The following is a 19,532-nucleotide window of genomic DNA, read 5'->3' on the forward strand; positions in this document are numbered from 1 at the left end:
CCGCATCCGGCTTGAACGATTCGGCTATCGCGAATCGTTGTGCCAGGACAGGTTCCGGCTCAGCGCCGAGGGCGGCAGGCCGAAGGTCTCCCGGCAGGTGCGAGTCAGGTGGGCGCTGTCGGCGAACCCGGCGGCGTGCGCGGCGGTGGTGAGGTCCGCGCCGCCGGCCACCGCGTCCCGCGCGATCATCAGCCGCAACCAGAGCACGTAGCGGCGCAGCGGCAGCCCGACCTGGGCGGTGAAGAGATGTGTCAGTCTGCTCGCCGAAATGCCGACGCGGGCGGCGAGATCGGCGGTGCGAATGGTCCCGGAGGCGACGACGACCGGCAGGCAGTGCAGCGCGGAGGCCACCGCCGGGTGGCGGACGGCGTGGGAGACGGCTGTGCTGTGCGGCGCCAAGATCGCCATCAGTTCGGTGACGGCCGCGGCCACCGGCGCATCCTGATCGGGCAGGGACAGCGCCGGTCCGCCGGACCACCCGGCGGTGTGGGCGCGGTGCGTGGCGGCACGGCCTGCGGTGCTGTCCGGATCGAGGAACACCGCGATACCTGCGGGGGCGCCGCGCAGAACGCGATGCGATGCATCGGCGGGGATGATCATGTGGGTACCGGTGCACTCGGCGTGGTCGCCGGCAACGGTGATCGGGCCGGCCCCGACTATTACCTGGACGGCGTGGTGGGCGTGGGTGCCGGTCGGGCCGATCGATCCGCTGAAGGCGAGCACGCCGGGACGCAGCAGGACCTCGCCGCGCCAGGGCTGCGGACCGGTGCGCTCGTCAATGGTGGCGTCGGGAGCCTGCGTCCCGCATGCCGCCGAACGGAGTGGTGACACCGTCGTAGCGTAAGTGCAGCATCATCCCCTGATGTGCGTGCGGGGGTCGGCGTCCGGCACCAGTGCCACAGCTGTGTCCGGCATGACGAATACGAGGTGGTCGTAGCGCCCACCCGCGGGTGCGCAACCCGATACGGCTGATCTCACCGGGCTGGGGCAGGTCGCGGCCGTCGACGGCGGCAACACGGAACGAGGTGCCCGCCAACGCGAAGCGATGCGGATCGGAACTGGCGTTGATCAGCTGGAGGTCGAGATGCCGGTGACCCCGCTGCCGAGCGCGGTGAGAACGTTTTCGATGCCTTGCGGGCGGGCGTGAGCGATTCCTGCGCAAAGACGGGCGACCCGCCGAACTGCTGCACGCCATCCGGGTGATCGCCGACGGCGACGCCCTGCTGGTCGTCATCGCCTACCGGACCGGGCTGACCCGGCCCTGGCTGCGGCAGACCGCGACGGCGATCGCATTCGTCCGGCACAGCCGCCACGCGGCTCGGTCCTCGTCGACGTCCGCGCGGCTACGGCCTCCCGCGCAAACGTCTGCGATCCGCGTACGCGGATCGACGTAGCCAGTGCCGACCGCCGACGGACGCGGGACGTGCCCATCGGATCGAGAATCAATGGCGTGAGAGGCAAAGTTCCACTGCGAGTTCGCATTCTGTCCGCGCTCACCACCGAGCCGGACTGGGATTCGATCACCCCCGAACAGATCATCGAGGTACGTGAGGCTCAGGCCCACAAGCGCCGCTCGGCACTGGGCAGACTGGTCACCGGCAAGCCTGATCAGCGCGCACGCATCACCACGCGCACACTCGATCTCCCACAACGACGCGTGGACGTGCGGGTCTACCGGCCCGAACGGGAAGACTCGGCGCTGCCTTTGATCATTGCGTTCCACGGCGGCGGATTCCTCGGCGGTGCACCGGATCAGGACGATTGGCTGCTCGGGCACTTGGCGGCGAACCTTCCGGCCGTGGTCACCTCCGTCGACTACCGGCTGGCCCCCGAACATCGGATCGGCGCATTCGTCGAAGACGCCCACGACGCCGCGGCCCAGCTGGCCGAATCGGCCCCGGCGTTCTGCGCGGACCCCGACCGGATCGCCCTGCTGGGCGCCAGCGCGGGAGCCACACTCGCGGCGCTCACCGCGATCCACGCCCGCGAACTCGGGCTGGCGGTACGGGCGCAGGTGCTGATAAATCCGCAACTCGATTGGACCGACCGTATTTTCGACTACCCCTCGTTCACCGAGAACGCGGACGCACCGAGCCCGACGCCGGCCTTCTGCCGTGCCATGCTGCGTTTCGCGATTCCCGAACCGTTCGATCGCACGACGATCACCCCCCTGCTGCGTGACGACCTCGCGGGCGCGGCCCCGGCGCTCATCCAAGCCGCGGGGCTGGACCCTCTGGCCGACCAGGCCCCGGCCTACGCCGAGCGCCTGCGGCAAGCGGGCAACGACGCCACGCTGACGCACTATCCGGAAGCGGTGCACGCCTTCCTTTCCATGCCCGGACTGGTCCCCGCGGCCCGGCCGGCCCGCGCCGAGATCCTCGACTACCTCCGTACCCACCTGCTGGCACGGCCGCCGGTTGAGGGCTACGCAGCCGGTCGCTGACGCGGCGATGCCCGGCAACTTCCTTCCGTTCAACCCATTTCGTGAGAGGTGTTCCATGCGGAATACGACAACCGGCCCAGGCGTGCGGATCGCCGTACGACGCGCGATTTCGGCGCTGTTGGTCGCCGGATGCGCGGTACCGGTCGCAGGAGTGGCAACGGCGGACCCGGTGGCTTCGAGCGGCCCCGGAACCATCGTGTCGTCCCGGTCGCTGGAGGCGACCGAACTCATTCCCGCGGCGGGCGAGGGCTATCGGCTCGTCTATCGAACCACCGGCCGCGACGGCGAGCCGGAGATCAGCGGCGGAAACGTCTACCTGCCCGCCGGGGCTGCACCGCCGGGCGGGTGGCGGGTGGTGTCCTGGGCGCACGGCACGAGCGGGATGGCACAGGGGTGTGCACCCAATCTCCTCGGCGGCATCGCGGATACACACGACGAAACACCGCAGCTGACCGACCTGCTAGCCCAGGGGTACGCCGTGGTGGCCACCGACTACATCGGGCTCGGGGCGCCCGGGCGCTACGAGTATCTTTCCGGGCGCGCGGAAGGACACGCGGTGCTCGATATCGTCCGCGCCGGCCGCGTCGTGGAGCCGGACCTATCGGATTCGTATGCGCTGGCAGGACATTCGATCGGCGGGCATGCGGTGTTGCACGCGGCACAATTGTCTTCGAGCTACGCACCGGAACTCGATCTGCGCGGCACCGCCGCCTTCGCTCCGACGAGCAACTACGAGCAGTTGATCTCCGCGCTTTCCGGACCGGACCTGGCTGTGCCGTTCCCCGCGGGACTACAGATCAGGGTCTTGATGATCCTGGCCGGCCTCGACCACGCGCATCCGGAGCTGGGCGTCGCCGACCACCTGAGCGAACGAGGCAAACATGTGGTAGCTATCGCAGAGTCCGGGGAAGACTGCCTGAGATCAGCGGAACAAGCCCTCACCGGACGTCCCTTCGGTCAGCTGTTCGCCGAACCCGTGTCCGATCCGGCCCTGACAGCCGCACTCCGCGAGTACATGGCCGCGCCCACGACCGGCTACGACCGGCCGCTGCTGCTTCTGCAGGGCGGAGCCGACACTGTGCAACCGATCCCGACCACCGTCCTGCTCCAGCAGCAACTCGAACAAAGCGGCACCGACAGCCGCCTGCTTGTCTACCCCGCGGCCGATCACTTCACACTCTTGCCGCAAGCCCGCCACGATACAGCCGCATTTCTCGCCCACATGCTGCCCAGCCGCTGACCCAACGATGGGAACCGCCCCGTAGGGCCCGCGCGGACAATCGCAGCGCAGTCGATGTGACGGCTGCAAACGGTCTCGAGACCGCCGACTCGCCGTCCCTCTCACCGCTTCAGCCGCAACGGGTTCGGAAGCAGCTCGAGTCTGCGGCGGTCGCATCTCCGCCGGCCCGACCAGTTGTCGCTCAGTTCACGCGGGCGGCCAGCAGCAACTCGAGCATCAGCTGGACGAATTCATCAGGCGCGTCGGTGAATCCGCTGTGGCCGCCGGGGAACTCGGTCAGCGGGATGTTCAGTTGCGCGGCGAGGGTCTGGGCGGGACGGTACGGGAGTTTGCCTCTGCTTTCCCGGCCCGCCCCCAGTACGAGGCGGTCGGTGACCGGTTCCAAAGCCGCCACGTCCGGGATGTGGGAGGTGATCGTGCGCAATTCGTGTCTCATGTTGCGCGGCGCGTTGGCGTGCAGACGTTCGATCATCACCGCCGCGCGCGGTGAGAGCTGGGCGGCATCGGGCATCCGCACGCCTCCGCCGATCCCCTCGAGAAAACGCGCGCCCGCGGCGGCGAGGCCCTCGGTCTCGAACAATTCGTACACTTCGTCGACGAACGCTTTGTGCTCGGCGGCGTCGGGCAGCACGCCGAAAGACGGCGGCTCGTGCGCGATCACCAGCCGCAATCGCTGGGGATGGCGGGCGAGCAGGTCCAGCGCGACCACCGCGCCGCCGCTGCCGCCGAAGACGTAGGCGTCTTCACCCGCGGGTGTGAGGTGCTCGAGGAGCAAGTGAGCGTCCTCGCTCTGCACCTCGACCTCGATATCGGCGGGTGGGCCGGGCTCGAGCACGCTGCGCGAGTAACCGCGCGGGTCGATGGTGACCACGGTGAAGTGCTGGGCGAGAGGCTCGAGAATGGGATCGAAGACCGCCGCGTCGCCTCCGCTGCCCGGCAGCAACAGCAGCACCGGTCCGGCGCCGCTCACCTCGTAGTACAGCGTCGCTCCCGGGACCTGCAGAGTGCCGGATTTCATGGGTGTTTCTCCTTGCCGTCGGTCGGCCACTGCTCAAGGGTGACGTGCAGGGCGTCGATGATGCGTTCCCAGGAGTCGGCGGTGGAGCGGGCATGCCCGAAGCCGCCGGTCGCCTCCAGAACGCTGTAACCGTGAAAGGTGCTGCGCAGCAATCGGACCGCGTCGGTGCTGTCGGGTTCGGCCAAACCGTAGGCGCGCAGCATGCCGTAGGTCAGTTCGATGGCGCGCAGTGCGCCGGTCGTGGCGTGCGCCACTTCGGGATCGAACGGGAGCTGGGTCGCGGCGTAGCGCCCGGGGAAGCGCAGGGCGTAGTCCCGCCAGGCGTGGGCGTATGCGGCCAGTGCGTCGCGTCCGGCGCGACCGGCCACCGCCGCGGCGATCAGCTCGGTCTTCTCCGTAGCCGCCAGGGCCGCCACTCGCGCGCGGAGATCCCGGAGATTCTTGACGTGGGAATACAGGCTCGCGTCCTGGACGCCGAACCGCTTGGCCACCGCCGACATCGTGACGTTGTCCAATCCGACTTCGTCGGCGAGATCGGCCGCGGCGCGCGTGATCCGCTCCGCGCTCAACCCTGCTCGAGCCATCATGCACACCTCCGAAAAGCTACGATGCCTAGTTTATATCCTAGGAACATTAGGTTATGCAACTCGCGGAGTTCGGCGATGAACCCCGTCTTCCGGCCCCGAGTTCCGCAACAGATTCCGGCCACCGGCCAACGGAGCGGTGCCGACCGCGATCACATCGGGATCGACACGCGACTTCGGCTCGGTCAGGTCTGCGGCGCAACCAGACCGGCAACAGGCTGGAAGGTCGGCGGGTGATTCACGTTCGCGTGGTTCCGGCACTCGGCTGAGCCGGTGTCCGGACCGCTATCTCGCCGCTCAATGCGTAGTCGCCGGACAGGCGTAGTCCGTCCCCGCTCCAGAATCGGCCCGGGTCGTACCAGTCGGGGCTCCGGTGCGAGGGCAGCAGTCCCATCGCTTGATATGTGGCGGCCACGATTTCGGCGCAATACGCGTTCTCCAGTTCCCGGGCGGCCGATCGACTCGGCGCGCGACGGGGGAGGCGGGCACGGCCGCGTAGCCAGCGCCCCGCCATGCCCGCGGTGGTCGGGAACGGGGTGCCGTCGAGGCGGGCGATGGCGCGCAGCGCGCTGTCTTCCATCTCCCGGCTGACCGAAGGGTCCAACTGGCGCAACCAGGCCCGCTGGCCGTAACGGTGCGCCCACACGAGCACGGCGTCACGCAAGTTGTGCAGCTGAGCGCCGCGGTGGGCGGTTCCCGACCACATGTCGGTCAGGGATCGTCCCAGTTCCGCGTGCCAGATCAGCGCGGGCAGATCGTCGATCACGACGGACATCCCGACATGGTTCACCGGGCTGTTCGTCGTCATCCGGATCACCCGGTCGGCCGTGGAATGCCCACGGAAAAGCCAGATGTCGCCCGTTCTGGTGACCTCGACCGCTCGGTCGAGACTGATGCCGGTCCCCGTCATGGTCGTAGCCTATGCGGTATGAGGTGGTGGAAGGCAGTGGGATTGGCGGGTGCGGCCGGTGTGGTTGCCACCGGTGTCGTGGTGGTGCGCGCCGAGCGCCGCCGCCGCGCCTATACCCCCGACCAGGTTCGCGAACAATTGCACGCGCGATTCGCCCAGGCGGCATCGGTCCCGGAAACCGTCGGCACCGCTGCCGCGGAACCGCGGGGCGTCACCGGTATCGGCGGGCGTATCCGACGATGGTTCCGTCGCCGATCCGAGCAGCACGACTAGCCACGACGAATCGAGCTGCACCGGATCGATGTGACCCTCACCGAGCGTATTCACGGGAACCGCTGGGCGATCGCGGCCGCGATCACGTCCGGTGCGTGTTCCTGAATGAAATGCCGCGCGTGCGGCAGCTCGACCACGTCGAGATCGCGGAAGGCGGCGCGCATTCGCGGGATACAGGCGTTCGGGCGGAACACCATGTCCCGCATTCCCCAGACCAACAGGGTCGGTTTGTCGCCGAGCAGGACCGGCACGTCTCGGGCCAGTTGGTCCAGCAGCGGGCCTGCGGCACGAATTTCCCTGGGCGTCACGGCGAGTGCGGCCCGGGCCTCCGCGGTGGGCTGCACCATCCGATAGTGGTCGGCCTCGGCCGCGGTGAGCTTGCGCCCCAATTCGGCGAGCAGGACGCGCTCGACGAGAAAATTCTGCTCGAGTATCCGCCGCTGCATCGGAGTGCTGCTCATGATCATGCTGAAAACCCGATTGACCATCGCTTCGGTGGGCCAGAACGAGGTGTTGCCCAGCACGATCCCTCTCACCCGATCCGCGCGCGCGGTGACCGCGCCCAGCCCGATGGGTCCGCCCCAATCCTGTCCCATCAGAACGAACCCGTCGAGCTGCAGGTGATCGATCAGCTCGCCGAGGACCGCGGTGTGCTCGCCGATCGTGTAACCGAAATCAGCGGGACGTTCGGATAATCCGAAACCGGGATAGTCGACGGCGATACACCGATACCGGTCGCGCAGGTCCTTCACGATGTGACGGTAGAGGAAACTCCACGTCGGGGCGCCGTGACAGAACAGCAGCGGCGGCCCGGACCCCTCGTCGATGTAGTGAATTCTGCCGACGGACGAGTCGAACCACCGCGACTCGAAGGGGTACAGATTCCCGTCGGGAACGAAGTCGATCAGCATTGGGCCCTCCCTCCCTCCGAGACAGGCTACCTCTGATGCGCCCCCGGGCCCGCGCGGGGCCATTCCACCGGCCCTGCGCCGCAACGGCCTACGGAACGAGGGGAGCCATCGGGGTCAAGCCGAGATCGGCGATCGCGGCCGCACCGCGGGCGGCATGATCGCCGCCGGCGAGCACCTCGGTCCGCGCCGACTGGTAGCGGCAACCGGCGGCGTCGAACGCGGCTGCCGTCGCGAGCAACCGCTGCCGGTCACCGGCGTGCAGTGCTTCGGCTCGCTCCACGATGGCGCCTGCGATGGGGTTTCCGGCCACGATGGTCCTGGCCTCGGCCAAGCGATCGCCGGCATCGGAGACCCCGGCGAGTACGGCCGCCTCGGCCCGCAGCGCCACATACCAGTGCAGCCAGATCCACGTGACCCATCGCCACACCTCACCGGGCTCGGCCGCCAGCCGTTGCAGCGCCTCGGTTATCTGCCCGCGGTGGAGCATGGCGAGTGCGTCGAAGACCGCGCCGTATCCGTGGGTCTGTGCCGGCGGCGTGCCGAGCCGGTGCAGTGCGGCGTCCCATTCGCTCCGGGCGTCGTGGTCGCCGCGCAGGTCGTGGATCATCGCCACACCGGCTACCGCCGGTCCCAGGACCGATTTGGCGGGGTTGCCTGCCCGCTGCCACGCGTCCAGGAACCGGACGCTGTGGGTGAGTACCTCATCGACGTTGCCCGCCAGCGCGTCGGTCACCAGCAACCAGCTCGTCGCACGATGGCCGACCTCGGCGAGCAGAGGATGATCGGCGAGCTGCCGTGCCCATCGGCGCGCGGCGCGCAGGTCCCCCGCGCCGAGCTCGGCCTCGGCCGCCTCGCCGAGCGCGTCGATCAGCTCGTGGGTGCCGGTCGGGATGTTCGTGGTGGACTCCAGCAGCGCCATCCGCCGCCGCGTGATGTCCGCGGCGGCGAAAGTGTCACCGGCCAAGCTGTGGGCACCGGCGAGAGTGTCGAGAGCGGCGGACTCGGCCAGCGGGTCGCCCGTGCGGTGCGCGAGTTCGACCGCCCGTTCGGCACGCTCGATGGTGTGCGCCGCAGCGTCATCGGGGGAGTGCTGGGCGGTGAGGGCATCGGTGAGCGCCCGCCCGGTCTCGGCCAGCGCCACGGCGGCTTGGGCGGCCGGGTCGTCCCCGGCGAGCTGCTGCGCCTCGGTGATGAGTGCGGCCGCCTCCCCCGGCGGCAGGGGCCGGACGAACTTGCTCGCGAACCGGTACGCGTCGGCGGCTGCGGTCGCCAGGTCGCGGGCGGCGCCGGCGCGGTCACCGGACCGGAGGGCGGCGTCGGCGGCCGCGCGGCGCAGGCGGTGCATGTCGTCGCCCCGCATCTGGCACCCGGCCGCGGAAGCGGCGTGGCGCAGCATCGAGGCGGCGGTGGCCGGGTCGTCCGCGAGCGCGGCCGCCTGCTCGTAGCGCATCTGGGACTCGCCGATCAGATTGCGCGTGAAGCACAGTTGCGCCAGGTGCCGAGCGAAGCGGCCGGCATCCGCGCGCTGCTGCGGCCGGTCGACCGCCCACGCCATCGCGGCGCGGAAGTCGTCGGCCACCGCGTCGAACCGTGGCCGCCAGTCCGTTCCCACCACCGCCAGCTCGGCGGCCCCGGCCAGGCACCAGCTCAGGTGACGGGACCGGATGTCGTCCAGCTCACCCGCTTCGGTGAGCCGCTCCATCCCGTACTGACGGATGGTTTCCAGCGCCCGGTACGCGGTACCGCTCGGGGACGCCGTCACCACCAGCAGGCTCTGCTCGGCGAGCCGGGCCAGGCCGTCGGCGACGACGCTCCTCTCGCAGGCGGCCACCTGTGCCGCGGCCGCGACGGTGAACGACTTCATGAACACCGACACCCGGCCCAGCAGCACTCGATCGTCCGGCTCGAGCAGGGCGTGACTCCAGTCCAGTGCTGCCCGCACCGAGCGGTGCCGGTCCTCGGTGCGCGGGCCCCCCGCCAGCATCCGCAGCTGGTCGGACAGTCCGGCTTCGAGGCCGTCGAGCCCCAGGGTGGTCCAGCGGGCGGCGGCCAGTTCGATCGCCAGCGCCACCCCGTCCAGCCGCGCACAGAACGCGGCGACATCGTCGCGCAGCGCATGATTCGGCGGCCAGCCGCCCGCGGCCGCGCGGTCCATGAACAACTCGACAGCGTCCGATGCGCCCTCGCCGGTCAGTGACATCGGGGGGACGGCGTACACCCGTTCGAACGGAACCATCAGCCGGGCCCGGCTGGTCGCGAGCACCGTCACGCCGGGGCACGTCGCGAGCAGCCGTTCGATGAACGGCGCCACCCCGTCGCGCACGTGCTCGCAGTTGTCGAGCACCAGCAAGGCGCGACGGTCGGCCAGCGCGGCGGGCACGGTCTCATCCATGGCGCGGCCGGGTTGCTCGCCGAGGCCGAGTGCGAGGGCGACCGTCGCGGCGACCACGCTGGTATCCGCGCTGGTGATCGGGACGAGGTCGACGAACCACACTCCGTCGGAGAACTCGCCTGCGACCTGCGCGGCCACCGACAACGCCAGCCGGGTTTTGCCCACTCCGCCGGGGCCGACGGCGGTCACCTGCCGATGTTTCGTGATCATCTCGGTCAGTTCGGCCCGCTCCCGCGCCCGGCCGACGAACGAGGTCAGCGGTGTAGGCAGAACCGGCGCCGGGTGCGACCGGTCGGCGCGAGGCGGATCGGACGCTCGCTGGGCGAGTGCCCGCCGATCCGGCACCTCCAGCTTGCGCAGGAGCGAGGAGACATGGCTCTCCACGGTGCGCACGGAGATGAACAGCCGCGCCCCGATCTCGGCGTTGCTGAAATGTTCCCCCACCAGCGCCAGCACCTCGGCCTCCCGAGCCGAGATCTCCACCGTCGCCGCCATGGCACCGATTCTGCCGTACGCGCGCCGCACTCATACTCCGCGGTCGGTTTCCGGTGGTGGGGAGCCGATTCCGGCCGGTCCGCACTCCTCACCACGGACCGCTTCCGCGTGGCACCCCAGCACCCACCGTGGGCGATCCGTGCCGCGTTCCGTGGTCGGTTCCGTGGTCGCCACGGATGTGCGCAGGCCGCGCCGGAGGAGATGCTGTGAGCACGTTCGATTCGCCTCGACAGGCGGGCACCGGGAACAACCGGACCCACGAGATCAGGAGTGATCATGACCAGCTCTTCCACCCAGGGAATCAAGACCGTGCTGCATCCGGTGTCCGACCTGGCGGCGGCCAAGGCGGTGTATGCCGCCCTGCTCGGCGTGGCGCCGCAGACCGACACGTCCTACTACGTCGGTTTCGAGGCCGAAGGCCAGCACATCGGGCTGGTGCCCGCCGGTGGCCCGCAGAGCATGACCGCACCGGTGGCCTACTGGCACGTGCTCGACATCGAGGCGAAGCTGGCCGAGTTGGCCACCGCGGGCGCCACCGTGGCGGAACACGCGCACGACGTGGGCGGCGGCCGCCTGGTGGCCACCGTCACCGACACCGACGGCAACGTGCTCGGGTTGATCCAGGACCGCTGAGCGCCGAATCCCCCCTGACATCACCCTCATCCACGATCCCCACGAAGGAAACAGCTCATGACCACGCAGCAGTCCGCTACCCGTACCACCGCGAAGACCAAGGCTTCCGTCGGATTCACCGATGAGGAACGAGCCGCGATGAAAGAACACGCCCAAGAGTTGAAGACCGCCGCGCGCCGCGGCTCGCGAGCGGCAAAGGCGGACGGGGAGAACGACGTGCTCGCGAAGATCGCGGGGATGCAGGAATCCGATCGGGTGATCGCCGAACGACTGCACGCCATCGTCAAAGCCTGCGCTCCGCAGCTGTCGCCGAAACTGTGGTACGGCATGCCCGCCTACGCCAAGGACGGCAAGGTCCTGTGCTTCTTCCAGAGCGCCGAGAAGTTCAAAGCGCGGTACGCGACTTTCGGTTTCAACGACATCGCCGCACTCGACGACGGCACCGTGTGGCCGACCGCCTTCGCACTCACGAAGCTGACCGCCGCCGACGAGGCGCGGATCAGTGACCTGGTGAAGAGGGCGGTGGGCTGAACAACCGGCCTGCCACTGTGCCACAGTGGCAGGCCTGCCCGGCGCGGCGACCTGGCCACCGGCTCCTTGCGAGGCGTCCGGACCGGACGACTGTTTTCGCTGCGGACCTGCATTGTTGCCGAATCTCAAAGGTGTCGGCATTGCCCGCGCGATGGAGGCGGTCGACGATCGGTGCTGTCGGAGAATCAGCCGGCAGCGAATTCAGGGGGTGGAAGTATGCGGCGGTATGTCGGCATGCTCGTTCTGCGCGTCAAACGGTCTCGGGTCACGCATTCCTATCTCTACGTGAGCTGTGATCAGTGGCCGCCGTTCCCGAGCTGAGTGCGAACGGCCGGGCGAGGCGGAGAATTCCCGGCCCGCCCGGCCGTCCGCTCGTCGGCGATCTCGTGAGCTATCACCGCGATCCGATCCGGTGGATGGTCGCCGCACGCGTCGCCTACGGCGATGTCGTGCAACTCGCACCCGGAATCGTGGTGCTCTTCGATCCGGACGCCGTGCACCGCGTGCTCACCGAGACGAACGTGAACTATGTCGTCGATTCCGGGCGCCTCGCCGGTGCGCGCAGCCGCCGCGAACGCCTGTCCAGACTGGACACGTGGAAGCTGGTTCGCCGGGACCTGTGGCACGGATTCGACACGGAATTGGTCGATGCGCACATTCGCCGGTATCGCGAGTGGATGAGCAGTGAACTCGTCGACCGCGACGCCGGGCTGGTGGATGTCTGCCGCGACCTCTGCGGCCGTGGAATCGTCGATTTCTACTTGGGCGGCGACAGCGGCACCGCGGCTCTGGTCGGCGAGATCCGTGCCGCCGCCGACCAGCTGTTCGCCCGTTCGCTGGAGTCCCTGGACCGAGCGGAAGCGCGGGTGCCCTGGTGGCCGAGGCCACGCGCTGCCCGAGCGGGTTCGGCCGACCGGAGGCTCGTCGAACTCCTGGGCGAGGCCATCCGGCGGCGCGCCGCCGCGCGCCGTTCGGCCCGCCCTCGTGACGGCCTCGACGTGCTGCTCGCGGCGTGCGGCGGCGCAGCGGATGATCGGCTCCTCGCCACGCTGCGCATGGCTTTGTTCGCATCGCACGGAGTGCCCGGTGTCGCACTGTCCTGGCTGCTGCTGCGGCTGGCCGCCGACGCGGGTCTGCGGACCAGGGTGCTCGGCGAACTCGGAGACCATCCGACGGTCACCGGATCGGTGGCCACCGACTTCCCCTACACCATGGCAGTGATCCGTGAGACGCTTCGCCTGCACCCCCCACAGTGGATTCTGTCGCGTACCGCGGTGCGGGACACCGAGATCGGCGGGTACCGGGTCAAGGCGGGTTGGGAGGTCGTCATGTGCCCTTACCTGTTGCACCGCGATCCCGGCGCGTGGGCCGAGCCCGAGCGGTTCGATCCCGGCCGCTGGTCGGATGCCATCCCGCACCCCCGCCATTCGTATCTCCCGTTCGGCTCCGGTCCCCGCATCTGTCCGGGATCACAACTGGGCATACTCCAGATGGTCTTGGCCGTACAACAGCTGTTCACTCGCTACGAGCTGTCCCTTCCGGAATTCGACACGGTGACACCGGCCTTCACGACGTTGCTGCAACCGGCGAACGTCACCCCCATGTGGCGCCGACGACGGGAGTAGCAGCGTGCCCGACCAGCAGCTCGAGGCCGGACGCGCCCGCTGCCGGGTCGGTCGGAGGTGAATCGCAGCCCGCTCGCAGGAGGGCGATGGCTGTAGCGTCAGGTCACTATCCGGAGGGGATGTTCGAGTAGGCCTTTCAGCTGTTGCAGGAACTGGGCGGCCACCGCTCCGTCGATGGCGCGGTGGTCGGCGGACAGGGTGACGCGCAGGATTTTCCTGGTCACCACTCGGTCGTCGTCCAGCCGCAGTTCGTCGGTGGCCGCGCCGACGGCCAGGATGGCGGCCTCCGGTGGGTTGATCACGGCGGTGAAGTGCTCGATTCCGAACATCCCCAGGTTGGAGATGGTGAAGGTGCCGCCGTTCATCTCGTCGGTGCGCAGCTTGCGCTCGCGGGCGCGTTCGGCCTTGTCGCGGCTTTCGGCGGCGATCTCCGACACGCTCTTGCGATCGGCATCGCGCAGCACCGGGACGAGCAGGCCCGCGGGCGTGGCGACGGCGATGCCGAGGTGCACTCCGCGGTGCCGCAACAGCTTGTCGCCCGCGAAGGAGACGTTGACCGCAGGGTTCGTCCGCAGCGTCACGGCGACAGCCTTGACCAGCAGATCGTTGACACTGACCTTTCCCGCGCCGGTCTGCGCCAGCGTGTCGTTGATCTGCGCGCGGAAGCCGAACAGTTCGGTGACATCGATCGCGGAGGTCAGGTAGATGTGCGGGGCCTGCTGTTTGCTCTGGGTCAGCCGCGTGGCCGAGACCCGTTGCACGGTCGTCAGCGGGATCTGCTCGTAGTCACCCGGAGCCGCAGAAGAGGTTCCGGTCGAGGCAGCGGGGACGACTTCGGTCGGCGGGTCGAGTTCGGCTGCGCGATGGGCGGATTCGACATCCTGCCGGACCACGCGTCCGCCCGGGCCGGTGCCCGCCACGGTGGAGATGTCGACACCGAGTTCGGCGGCGATCTTGCGTGCCAGCGGCGAGGTCTTCTTGCGTTCCGGCGTCGCGTGAGCGCCGTCGGTGGCGGCCGCACCCGCGCGGCTGCCCGGCTCGGGGCCGTTGCCGGGACGCGGCGCGGGCGCTTGCTCGACGGGCGCGGCGGCGGCCGGGGCCGGCGCGTTACCGCTCACGCCGGTCGCGGCCGTGGCACTGCCGTCGCCGATGAGGCCGATCGGGGTCCCGATCGGCACTCGCGCGCCCTCGGCGGCGAGGATCCGCTCGAGCACGCCGTTGTCGTAGGCCTCGAGCTCCATCAGGGCTTTGTCGGTTTCGATCTCGGCGAGGATCTCACCTCGTTCGACCGGATCGCCCACCTGTTTGAGCCAGGAGACGATGACGCCCTCCTCCATGGTGTCGGAGAGGCGGGGCATGGTGATTTCGGGCATGGGATGGGTCCTCGGGTCTCAGCGTCGTTTGCCGACTGCCGCGAGGGTTTCCACCGCGGCGGTGTACAGCGAATCGGCCGACGGCAGGGCGAGCCGTTCGAGCGGCTTGGCGTAGGGCAGCGGCACCTCGGCCATGGCCACCCGGCGAACCGGGGCGTCCAGATAGTCGAAGGCGCCGTCGGAGATGGAGGCGGCGACCTCGGCGCCGATTCCGTAGGTGAGCCAGTCGTCCTCGCCGATCACGGCGCAACCGGTCTTGCGAACGGATTCGACGAGGGTGTCGCGGTCGAGCGGACGAAGGCTGCGCAGGTCGACGACCTCGGCGCTGAAACCGTCGGCGGCGAGTCGCTCGGCGACCTCGGTGCAGACGGTGGCCATGCGGGAGTAGCCGATCAGCGTGATATCGGAGCCGGTCCTCGTGACCGCGGCCTTTCCGATCCGGGCGGCCGGAAGATTCTCCGGCACTTCGCCTTTGGTGTTGTAGAGCGACAGGTTCTCCAGGAACAGCACCGGATCGTCGTCTTCGATGGCGGCTTTGAGCAGCGCTCGCGCATCGGCCGGAGTGCTGGGCGCGACCACCTTCAGCCCCGGCACGAAGGCGTAGTACAGCTCGATGTTCTGCGAGTGTGTCGCGCCCAGCTGCTGTCCGCCGCCGCCCGGGGTGCGGATGACCATGGGCACGCTGGTCTGTCCTCCGAACATGCCGTAGATCTTGGCGGCGTGGTTGACGATCTGATCGAGCGCCAGCAGCGAGAAGTTGATCGTCATGATCTCCACCACCGGGCGCAGGCCCAGCATGGCGGCGCCGATGGCGGCGCCGACGAAACCCTCTTCGGCGATGGGGGTGTCGCGCACCCGTTTCTCGCCGAATTCGGCCAGCAAACCCGCGGTGATCTTGTAGGAGCCCTCGAAGATGCCGATCTCCTCCCCGATGAGGAAGACATCGTCGTCGCGCCGCATCTCCTCGCGGAGGGTTTCGCGCAGCGCCTCGCGATAGGTCATGACAGCCACGGTGATGTCCTTAACTGGTGAAGAGCGGATCGGCGGGCAGGCGGCGCGAATCGCCCGCCACGGGCGTCGCGTAGTTGTAGTCGAACAGGCTCGACGGCTGCGGGTGCGGACTGCTCGCGGCGAATTCGACCGCCGCCGCGACCTCCGCGTTCACCTCGGCTTCCAGCGCGGCCACGGACGAATCGCTCAACACACCCGCGGCGAGCAGCGCGTCGCGCCACCGGACGACGGGGTCGTTGCTCCGGGCGATCGACACCGCCTCTTCGGTGCGGTATTTCGCCGGGTCGACCACCGAATGGCCCTTGAGGCGGTAGCTGACCGCCTCGAGCAGCGCGGGTTTGCGCTCGCGCCGGGCGGTTTCGATCAGCTCACCGGCCATATCGCGCACGGCAAGCACATCGGTGCCGTCCACGCGCTCGCCGCGCATGCGGTAGGCGGCCGCGCGCTTCCACAGATCCGGTTCGGCGGAGGAGCGTTCGACCGTGGTGCCCATCCCCGTCTGATTGTTGATCACCAGGAACACCACCGGCAGATTCCACAGCGCCGCGATGTTCAACGACTCGTGGAACGCGCCGATATTGGTGGTGCCCTCGCCCATCTGGCACACCACCACGTCGTCTTCGCCGCGATAGTCGATGGCCAGCGCCGCGCCGACGGCCAACGGCACCTGGCCGCCCACGATGGCGTAACCGCCCAGCAGGCGGGTCGCGGTGTCGTACATGTGCATGGAACCGCCCCAGCCCTTGGAGGTGCCGGTGGAGCGGCCGTAGAGCTCGGCCATGACCCGGCCGGGCTCGATGCCTTTGGCCAGCGCGTAGCCGTGCTCACGATAGTTGGTGAACAGGTAGTCGGTCGGGCGCATGGCCGCGCCGAGCCCGACCACGGTGGCCTCTTCGCCCAGGTTGAGGTGGCAGTAGCCGCCGATCTGGGCCTGCTGGTAGCTCTGTGCGGTGCGCTCCTCGAACCGGCGCACGAACAGCATGTCGCGATACAGTCCGCGCAGCGTGCCGGGATCCTCCGCGGTGATGCGCGCGTCGACCGGTGCGGTGGAGCGGGTTTGCGTGGAGGCATCGTCGATGCCGCGATCCTCGGCGCTCGACGCGGACGGACGCGTCGCCGACCGAGTCGTCTTGCGACTCGGTCTGCGGGGAGTGGTGCTGGTGGTCACGGCAGGGCTCCTCAACGCTTCCTGGGCGCGATGTGCACGGGCAGTCCGAGGCCGGCCATGGCCGCCTCCATGCCGATCTCGCCGAGAGTGGGGTGGGCGTGGATGGTGTCGGCGAGTTCGTCGAGGGTCGCCTCCAGGGAGATGGCCAGCGCGCCCTCGGTGATCAGGTCGCTGGCCGAGGGGCCGATGATGTGCACGCCGAGCACTTCTCGATGACGCTGCCCGGCAACGATTTTGACGAATCCCTCGGTCTCGCCGAAGGTCTGGGCCCGCCCCAGCGCGGCGAAGGGGAAGCGCGCGGTGACGACCTCGTGCCCGGCGGCGCGGGCCTTCGCCTCGGTGAGTCCGACGCTCGCGATCTCCGGGTGGGTGAAGGTGGCGGCCGGGATGGCGGTGTAGTCGATGTGCGCCGGATGACCGGCGATCACGTCCGCGGCGGTGAGGCCCTGATGCGAGGCGACGTGCGCGAGCAGGGCGCGTCCGGTGACGTCTCCGATGGCGTAGACGTGCTCGACGCCGGTGCGCAGCTGCTCGTCGACGGGGATGAAACCGCGAGCGTCGGTGGCGATTCCCGCGACGTCCAAGCCGAGATCGGCGGTGTTGGGACGGCGTCCGACGCCGACCAGTACCACGTCCGCGTCGAGTTCGCGCGCGTGCTCGCCGGTCACGCTCACCCGCAGCGCGTCGGTCCGCGTGATGGCTTCGACCGTGGAGCCGGTGAGCACGGTGATGCCGCGCTTGGTGAACGACCGTCCCAGGGCGGCGCCGAGGTCGGCGTCCTCCAGCGGCACCAGGGTGTCCTGCATTTCGACGATGCTCACCCGAGTGCCGAAGCTCGCGAACAGGCTGGCCCATTCCGCGCCGACCGCGCTGCCGCCGATGACGACGAGGCGTTCGGGCACGTCGGTCAGCCCGAACGCGCCGTCGGAGGTGATGACGCCCGGCAGGTCCGCGCCCGGGATCGCCAGTCGCGCGGGCACAGATCCGGTCGCGATGATCACGTCGGTCGCGCTGATCGCACGGGTGGCGGTGGCCGTCGGCGCGGCGGCGTAGCGGGGTCCGCCGGGAAAGACCGGCGACTGGGCTGCCTCGAACACCTCGACACCGGTGGGGCCGGTGAAGCGGGCGTGACCCTCGATCACCGTGACATCGTTGGCGGCGAGCAGGCCCGCCACACCGTCGGTGAGTTGCTTGACGATGCCGTCTTTGCGCTGGCGCACCGCGGCGAAGTCGTAGCGCACGTTGTCGGCGAAGATGCCGAAATCCACTGCGGTGCTCAGGGTTTGGAATACTTCAGCGGATCGCAGCATCGCTTTGGTCGGAATGCAGCCCCAGTTGAGGCAGACCCCGCCCGGGCGCTCCTTCTCGACCAAGCCGACCCGCAGGCCGCGTTGGGCCGCGCGGATGGCGGCGACATATCCGCCGGGGCCGCCGCCGACCACCAGGAGATCGAAATCCGGCACTCGTGGTGCTCCTCGTCCTCGATGATTCGATCCACCCTCGGTTGTGGGGCGGATCATCGCTATCGAGTGTTGCCGTAGCGAAGTGCACAGACAATTGCCACGAAGCCCAGTAGTGCAGCGGCCTGATTGGGCGCTGCGCCCAATCGGCCGAGGGGATCAGGCGCCGTCCGACGCCCGCGCGAGGTCGAGCGCGGCCAGTGCCAGTGACAGTTCCACATAGTCGCGCCGCCCTTCGAGCGGGCGCCCGAGCAGGGTCGAGATGCGGTGCAGCCGATTGATGACGGTGTTGCGGTGGCAGTGCAGTCGTGTCGCGGCGTGGGCCGCTGAGCAGTCGTGCGTCAACCAGGCCGCCAGGGTGTCCAGCAAGGTCGCGCGTTCGGCCGCCGGCAGCGCCAGAACCGGACCGAGAGTGTGCGTGACCAGCATGTCGGTCAGGTCGGCCGAGCGTACGAGCAGGGCGTGCTGGAAGCGCTCGTGCAGCGGCACGAGGCCGGTCGCGTCCCGGGGCAAGGTTTGCAGCGTCAGCAGTGCCCAGCCGTGCGCGGTGCCGACCTGCGCCAGCCCGCCGACCGCCGGTGAGGCGCCTGCTCGTCCGCGGATATGCGGTGCGATCCGGCGCAGGACCGAGGCGACGTCGTGGCGCTCGACCGCTATCAGCCCGACCGTCGAGTCGACGCGATCGTGCCACACCGAACGGATGCCGATCGCGGCCAACGCGGCCTCGGTGCCGGTGTGCACTGCCTCGCCTTCACCGCAGGCGACGACGACGAGAAAGGCGCTACCGGCCGGAAGGTTCAACTCGCGGGCGGCGCGCGCGGCGAAGGTGGTGTCGTGGGCTCGGCCCGCGAGCAGGTCCTCGATCAGGGCGTGCCTGCGGCGTTCGTCGCTGCGCAGCTGTTCGAGTTCGGTATTCCGGTAGGAGGTGACCAGGGACGAGGACAGTGCGTCGATCACGGCCCACAACCCGGTGCCCGCCGCGCGGATCTCGCCGGGAGCGAGTTCGTCGGCCTTGTCGAGCAAGACCTCCCACACGATCCGGCCGCCGAGGCGGAAGGTGCGCAGCATGGCTTCCAGCGGCACACCCTGTTCGGCGCGGCGGCGGCCGATGGACGCGGCGACCTCGTCGTCGAACGTGGTGGCCGGAGCGCCCAGCAGGTCGAGGATGCGGGTCACGTAGCGGCGGCAGCCGTCGACCAGGTCGGCGCGGGCCACCGTCGAATAGTCGGTCCACTCGGGATTGTCGGTGAAGATCTCCGAGATCAGCCGGTCGGTCAGCGCCGGAATGTCGGCACGACAGGCGGCCGCCAGCTCCCGGGTGCGGGTTCGCGGAATCGCCTTCTTCGATGTCGACATGTCGCTGGAGGTCCTTCTCGTCGGCCGTGCGCCACGACTACGCGAGCGGCGGCGTACCACGACGGTATCGCCGACGAACCGGTGCGGTGGACCGGCGGTCTCGCGCCCG

General features: G+C 69.3%; 17 protein-coding genes. 6 read left to right on the plus strand and 11 right to left on the minus strand.

Features of this window, described 5'->3' with window-relative positions:
• Positions 1–24 precede the first annotated feature (24 nt).
• A complete protein-coding gene (locus tag ABZ803_RS20985) occupies positions 25–831 on the minus strand; it encodes a helix-turn-helix domain-containing protein (RefSeq protein ID WP_357040615.1) in 807 nt (268 codons plus the stop codon).
• Between the two features lie 619 nt (positions 832–1,450).
• Between ABZ803_RS20985 and ABZ803_RS20990 the strand changes: the two genes are divergently transcribed.
• Both ABZ803_RS20990 and ABZ803_RS20995 read left to right on the plus strand, forming a co-directional pair.
• The gene (locus ABZ803_RS20990) at positions 1,451–2,443 is read left to right on the plus strand and encodes an alpha/beta hydrolase (RefSeq protein ID WP_357040618.1); all 993 of its coding nucleotides are present in this window, start codon (positions 1,451–1,453) and stop codon (positions 2,441–2,443) included.
• A gap of 169 nt (positions 2,444–2,612) precedes the next feature.
• On the plus strand, positions 2,613–3,683 hold the full coding sequence (locus tag ABZ803_RS20995) for an alpha/beta fold hydrolase (protein WP_357040621.1): 1,071 nt from the start codon (positions 2,613–2,615) through the stop codon (positions 3,681–3,683).
• Positions 3,684–3,864: 181 nt separating this feature from the next.
• Here the strand turns inward: ABZ803_RS20995 and ABZ803_RS21000 are convergent, their stop codons facing one another.
• The 3 genes from ABZ803_RS21000 to ABZ803_RS21010 all read right to left on the minus strand — a co-directional run bounded on the left by ABZ803_RS21000 (position 3,865) and on the right by ABZ803_RS21010 (position 6,195).
• Positions 3,865–4,701: an alpha/beta hydrolase gene (locus ABZ803_RS21000; protein WP_357040624.1), complete on the minus strand. Its 837-nt coding sequence runs from the start codon at positions 4,699–4,701 to the stop codon at positions 3,865–3,867.
• The gene (locus ABZ803_RS21005) at positions 4,698–5,288 is read right to left on the minus strand and encodes a WHG domain-containing protein (protein ID WP_357040627.1); all 591 of its coding nucleotides are present in this window, start codon (positions 5,286–5,288) and stop codon (positions 4,698–4,700) included. The genes ABZ803_RS21000 and ABZ803_RS21005 overlap by 4 nt, the downstream gene beginning before the upstream one ends.
• A gap of 235 nt (positions 5,289–5,523) precedes the next feature.
• Positions 5,524–6,195 (minus strand): hypothetical protein, encoded by a 672-nt coding sequence (locus tag ABZ803_RS21010; RefSeq protein ID WP_357040630.1) that lies wholly within the window; start codon positions 6,193–6,195, stop codon positions 5,524–5,526.
• A gap of 18 nt (positions 6,196–6,213) precedes the next feature.
• Here ABZ803_RS21010 and ABZ803_RS21015 point away from each other — a divergent pair, with 18 nt between their 5' ends.
• Positions 6,214–6,468, plus strand: a complete 255-nt coding sequence (locus tag ABZ803_RS21015) for a hypothetical protein (protein WP_357040633.1) — start codon at positions 6,214–6,216, stop codon at positions 6,466–6,468.
• A 50-nt stretch (positions 6,469–6,518) separates the two neighbouring features.
• On the opposite strand, the gene ABZ803_RS21020 is transcribed toward ABZ803_RS21015, so the two are convergent.
• Complete coding sequence (locus ABZ803_RS21020) at positions 6,519–7,379, minus strand: haloalkane dehalogenase (protein ID WP_357040636.1); 861 nt, start codon at positions 7,377–7,379, stop codon at positions 6,519–6,521.
• 88 nt (positions 7,380–7,467) lie between these two features.
• The gene (locus tag ABZ803_RS21025; RefSeq protein WP_357040638.1) at positions 7,468–10,266 is read right to left on the minus strand and encodes a LuxR C-terminal-related transcriptional regulator; all 2,799 of its coding nucleotides are present in this window, start codon (positions 10,264–10,266) and stop codon (positions 7,468–7,470) included.
• Between the two features lie 276 nt (positions 10,267–10,542).
• Between ABZ803_RS21025 and ABZ803_RS21030 the strand changes: the two genes are divergently transcribed.
• From ABZ803_RS21030 to ABZ803_RS21040, 3 genes are all read left to right on the plus strand, one after another.
• A complete protein-coding gene (locus ABZ803_RS21030) occupies positions 10,543–10,899 on the plus strand; it encodes a VOC family protein (protein WP_357040641.1) in 357 nt (118 codons plus the stop codon).
• A gap of 57 nt (positions 10,900–10,956) precedes the next feature.
• On the plus strand, positions 10,957–11,430 hold the full coding sequence (locus ABZ803_RS21035; protein WP_357040645.1) for a DUF1801 domain-containing protein: 474 nt from the start codon (positions 10,957–10,959) through the stop codon (positions 11,428–11,430).
• A 416-nt stretch (positions 11,431–11,846) separates the two neighbouring features.
• Positions 11,847–13,055, plus strand: coding sequence for a cytochrome P450 (locus ABZ803_RS21040; protein ID WP_357040648.1), 1,209 nt, complete (start codon positions 11,847–11,849; stop codon positions 13,053–13,055).
• A gap of 98 nt (positions 13,056–13,153) precedes the next feature.
• Here ABZ803_RS21040 and ABZ803_RS21045 read toward each other — a convergent pair whose 3' ends face one another.
• The 5 genes from ABZ803_RS21045 to ABZ803_RS21065 form a co-directional block, all read right to left on the minus strand.
• Positions 13,154–14,428 (minus strand): dihydrolipoamide acetyltransferase family protein, encoded by a 1,275-nt coding sequence (locus ABZ803_RS21045; protein ID WP_357040651.1) that lies wholly within the window; start codon positions 14,426–14,428, stop codon positions 13,154–13,156.
• An 18-nt stretch (positions 14,429–14,446) separates the two neighbouring features.
• On the minus strand, positions 14,447–15,430 hold the full coding sequence (locus ABZ803_RS21050; protein ID WP_357040745.1) for an alpha-ketoacid dehydrogenase subunit beta: 984 nt from the start codon (positions 15,428–15,430) through the stop codon (positions 14,447–14,449).
• A gap of 19 nt (positions 15,431–15,449) precedes the next feature.
• Entirely contained in the window at positions 15,450–16,607 is a 1,158-nt protein-coding gene (gene pdhA / locus ABZ803_RS21055) for a pyruvate dehydrogenase (acetyl-transferring) E1 component subunit alpha (protein ID WP_357040653.1), read from the minus strand.
• An 11-nt stretch (positions 16,608–16,618) separates the two neighbouring features.
• Positions 16,619–18,070: a dihydrolipoyl dehydrogenase gene (gene lpdA / locus ABZ803_RS21060; RefSeq protein ID WP_357040656.1), complete on the minus strand. Its 1,452-nt coding sequence runs from the start codon at positions 18,068–18,070 to the stop codon at positions 16,619–16,621.
• Positions 18,071–18,226: 156 nt separating this feature from the next.
• Positions 18,227–19,423, minus strand: a complete 1,197-nt coding sequence (locus tag ABZ803_RS21065) for a helix-turn-helix domain-containing protein (protein ID WP_357040659.1) — start codon at positions 19,421–19,423, stop codon at positions 18,227–18,229.
• Positions 19,424–19,532: the final 109 nt, after the last annotated feature.

The organism is Nocardia sp. NPDC047648 (assembly GCF_040642815.1).
GTDB classification, from domain to species: Bacteria; Actinomycetota; Actinomycetes; order Mycobacteriales; family Mycobacteriaceae; genus Nocardia; species Nocardia gamkensis.

Bases quoted from the DNA above. Each gene is read 5' to 3' on its own strand.
- ABZ803_RS21000 (WP_357040624.1), bottom strand. From the start codon at position 4,701: ATGAAATCCGGCACTCTGCAGGTCCCGGGAGCGACGCTGTACTACGAG.
- ABZ803_RS21005 (WP_357040627.1), bottom strand. From the start codon at position 5,288: ATGATGGCTCGAGCAGGGTTGAGCGCGGAGCGGATCACGCGCGCCGCG.
- ABZ803_RS21010 (WP_357040630.1), bottom strand. From the start codon at position 6,195: ATGACGGGGACCGGCATCAGTCTCGACCGAGCGGTCGAGGTCACCAGA.
- ABZ803_RS21015 (WP_357040633.1), top strand. From the start codon at position 6,214: ATGAGGTGGTGGAAGGCAGTGGGATTGGCGGGTGCGGCCGGTGTGGTT.
- ABZ803_RS21020 (WP_357040636.1), bottom strand. From the start codon at position 7,379: ATGCTGATCGACTTCGTTCCCGACGGGAATCTGTACCCCTTCGAGTCG.
- ABZ803_RS21025 (WP_357040638.1), bottom strand. From the start codon at position 10,266: ATGGCGGCGACGGTGGAGATCTCGGCTCGGGAGGCCGAGGTGCTGGCG.
- ABZ803_RS21030 (WP_357040641.1), top strand. From the start codon at position 10,543: ATGACCAGCTCTTCCACCCAGGGAATCAAGACCGTGCTGCATCCGGTG.
- ABZ803_RS21035 (WP_357040645.1), top strand. From the start codon at position 10,957: ATGACCACGCAGCAGTCCGCTACCCGTACCACCGCGAAGACCAAGGCT.
- ABZ803_RS21040 (WP_357040648.1), top strand. From the start codon at position 11,847: ATGGTCGCCGCACGCGTCGCCTACGGCGATGTCGTGCAACTCGCACCC.
- ABZ803_RS21045 (WP_357040651.1), bottom strand. From the start codon at position 14,428: ATGCCCGAAATCACCATGCCCCGCCTCTCCGACACCATGGAGGAGGGC.
- ABZ803_RS21050 (WP_357040745.1), bottom strand. From the start codon at position 15,430: ATGACCTATCGCGAGGCGCTGCGCGAAACCCTCCGCGAGGAGATGCGG.
- ABZ803_RS21065 (WP_357040659.1), bottom strand. From the start codon at position 19,423: ATGTCGACATCGAAGAAGGCGATTCCGCGAACCCGCACCCGGGAGCTG.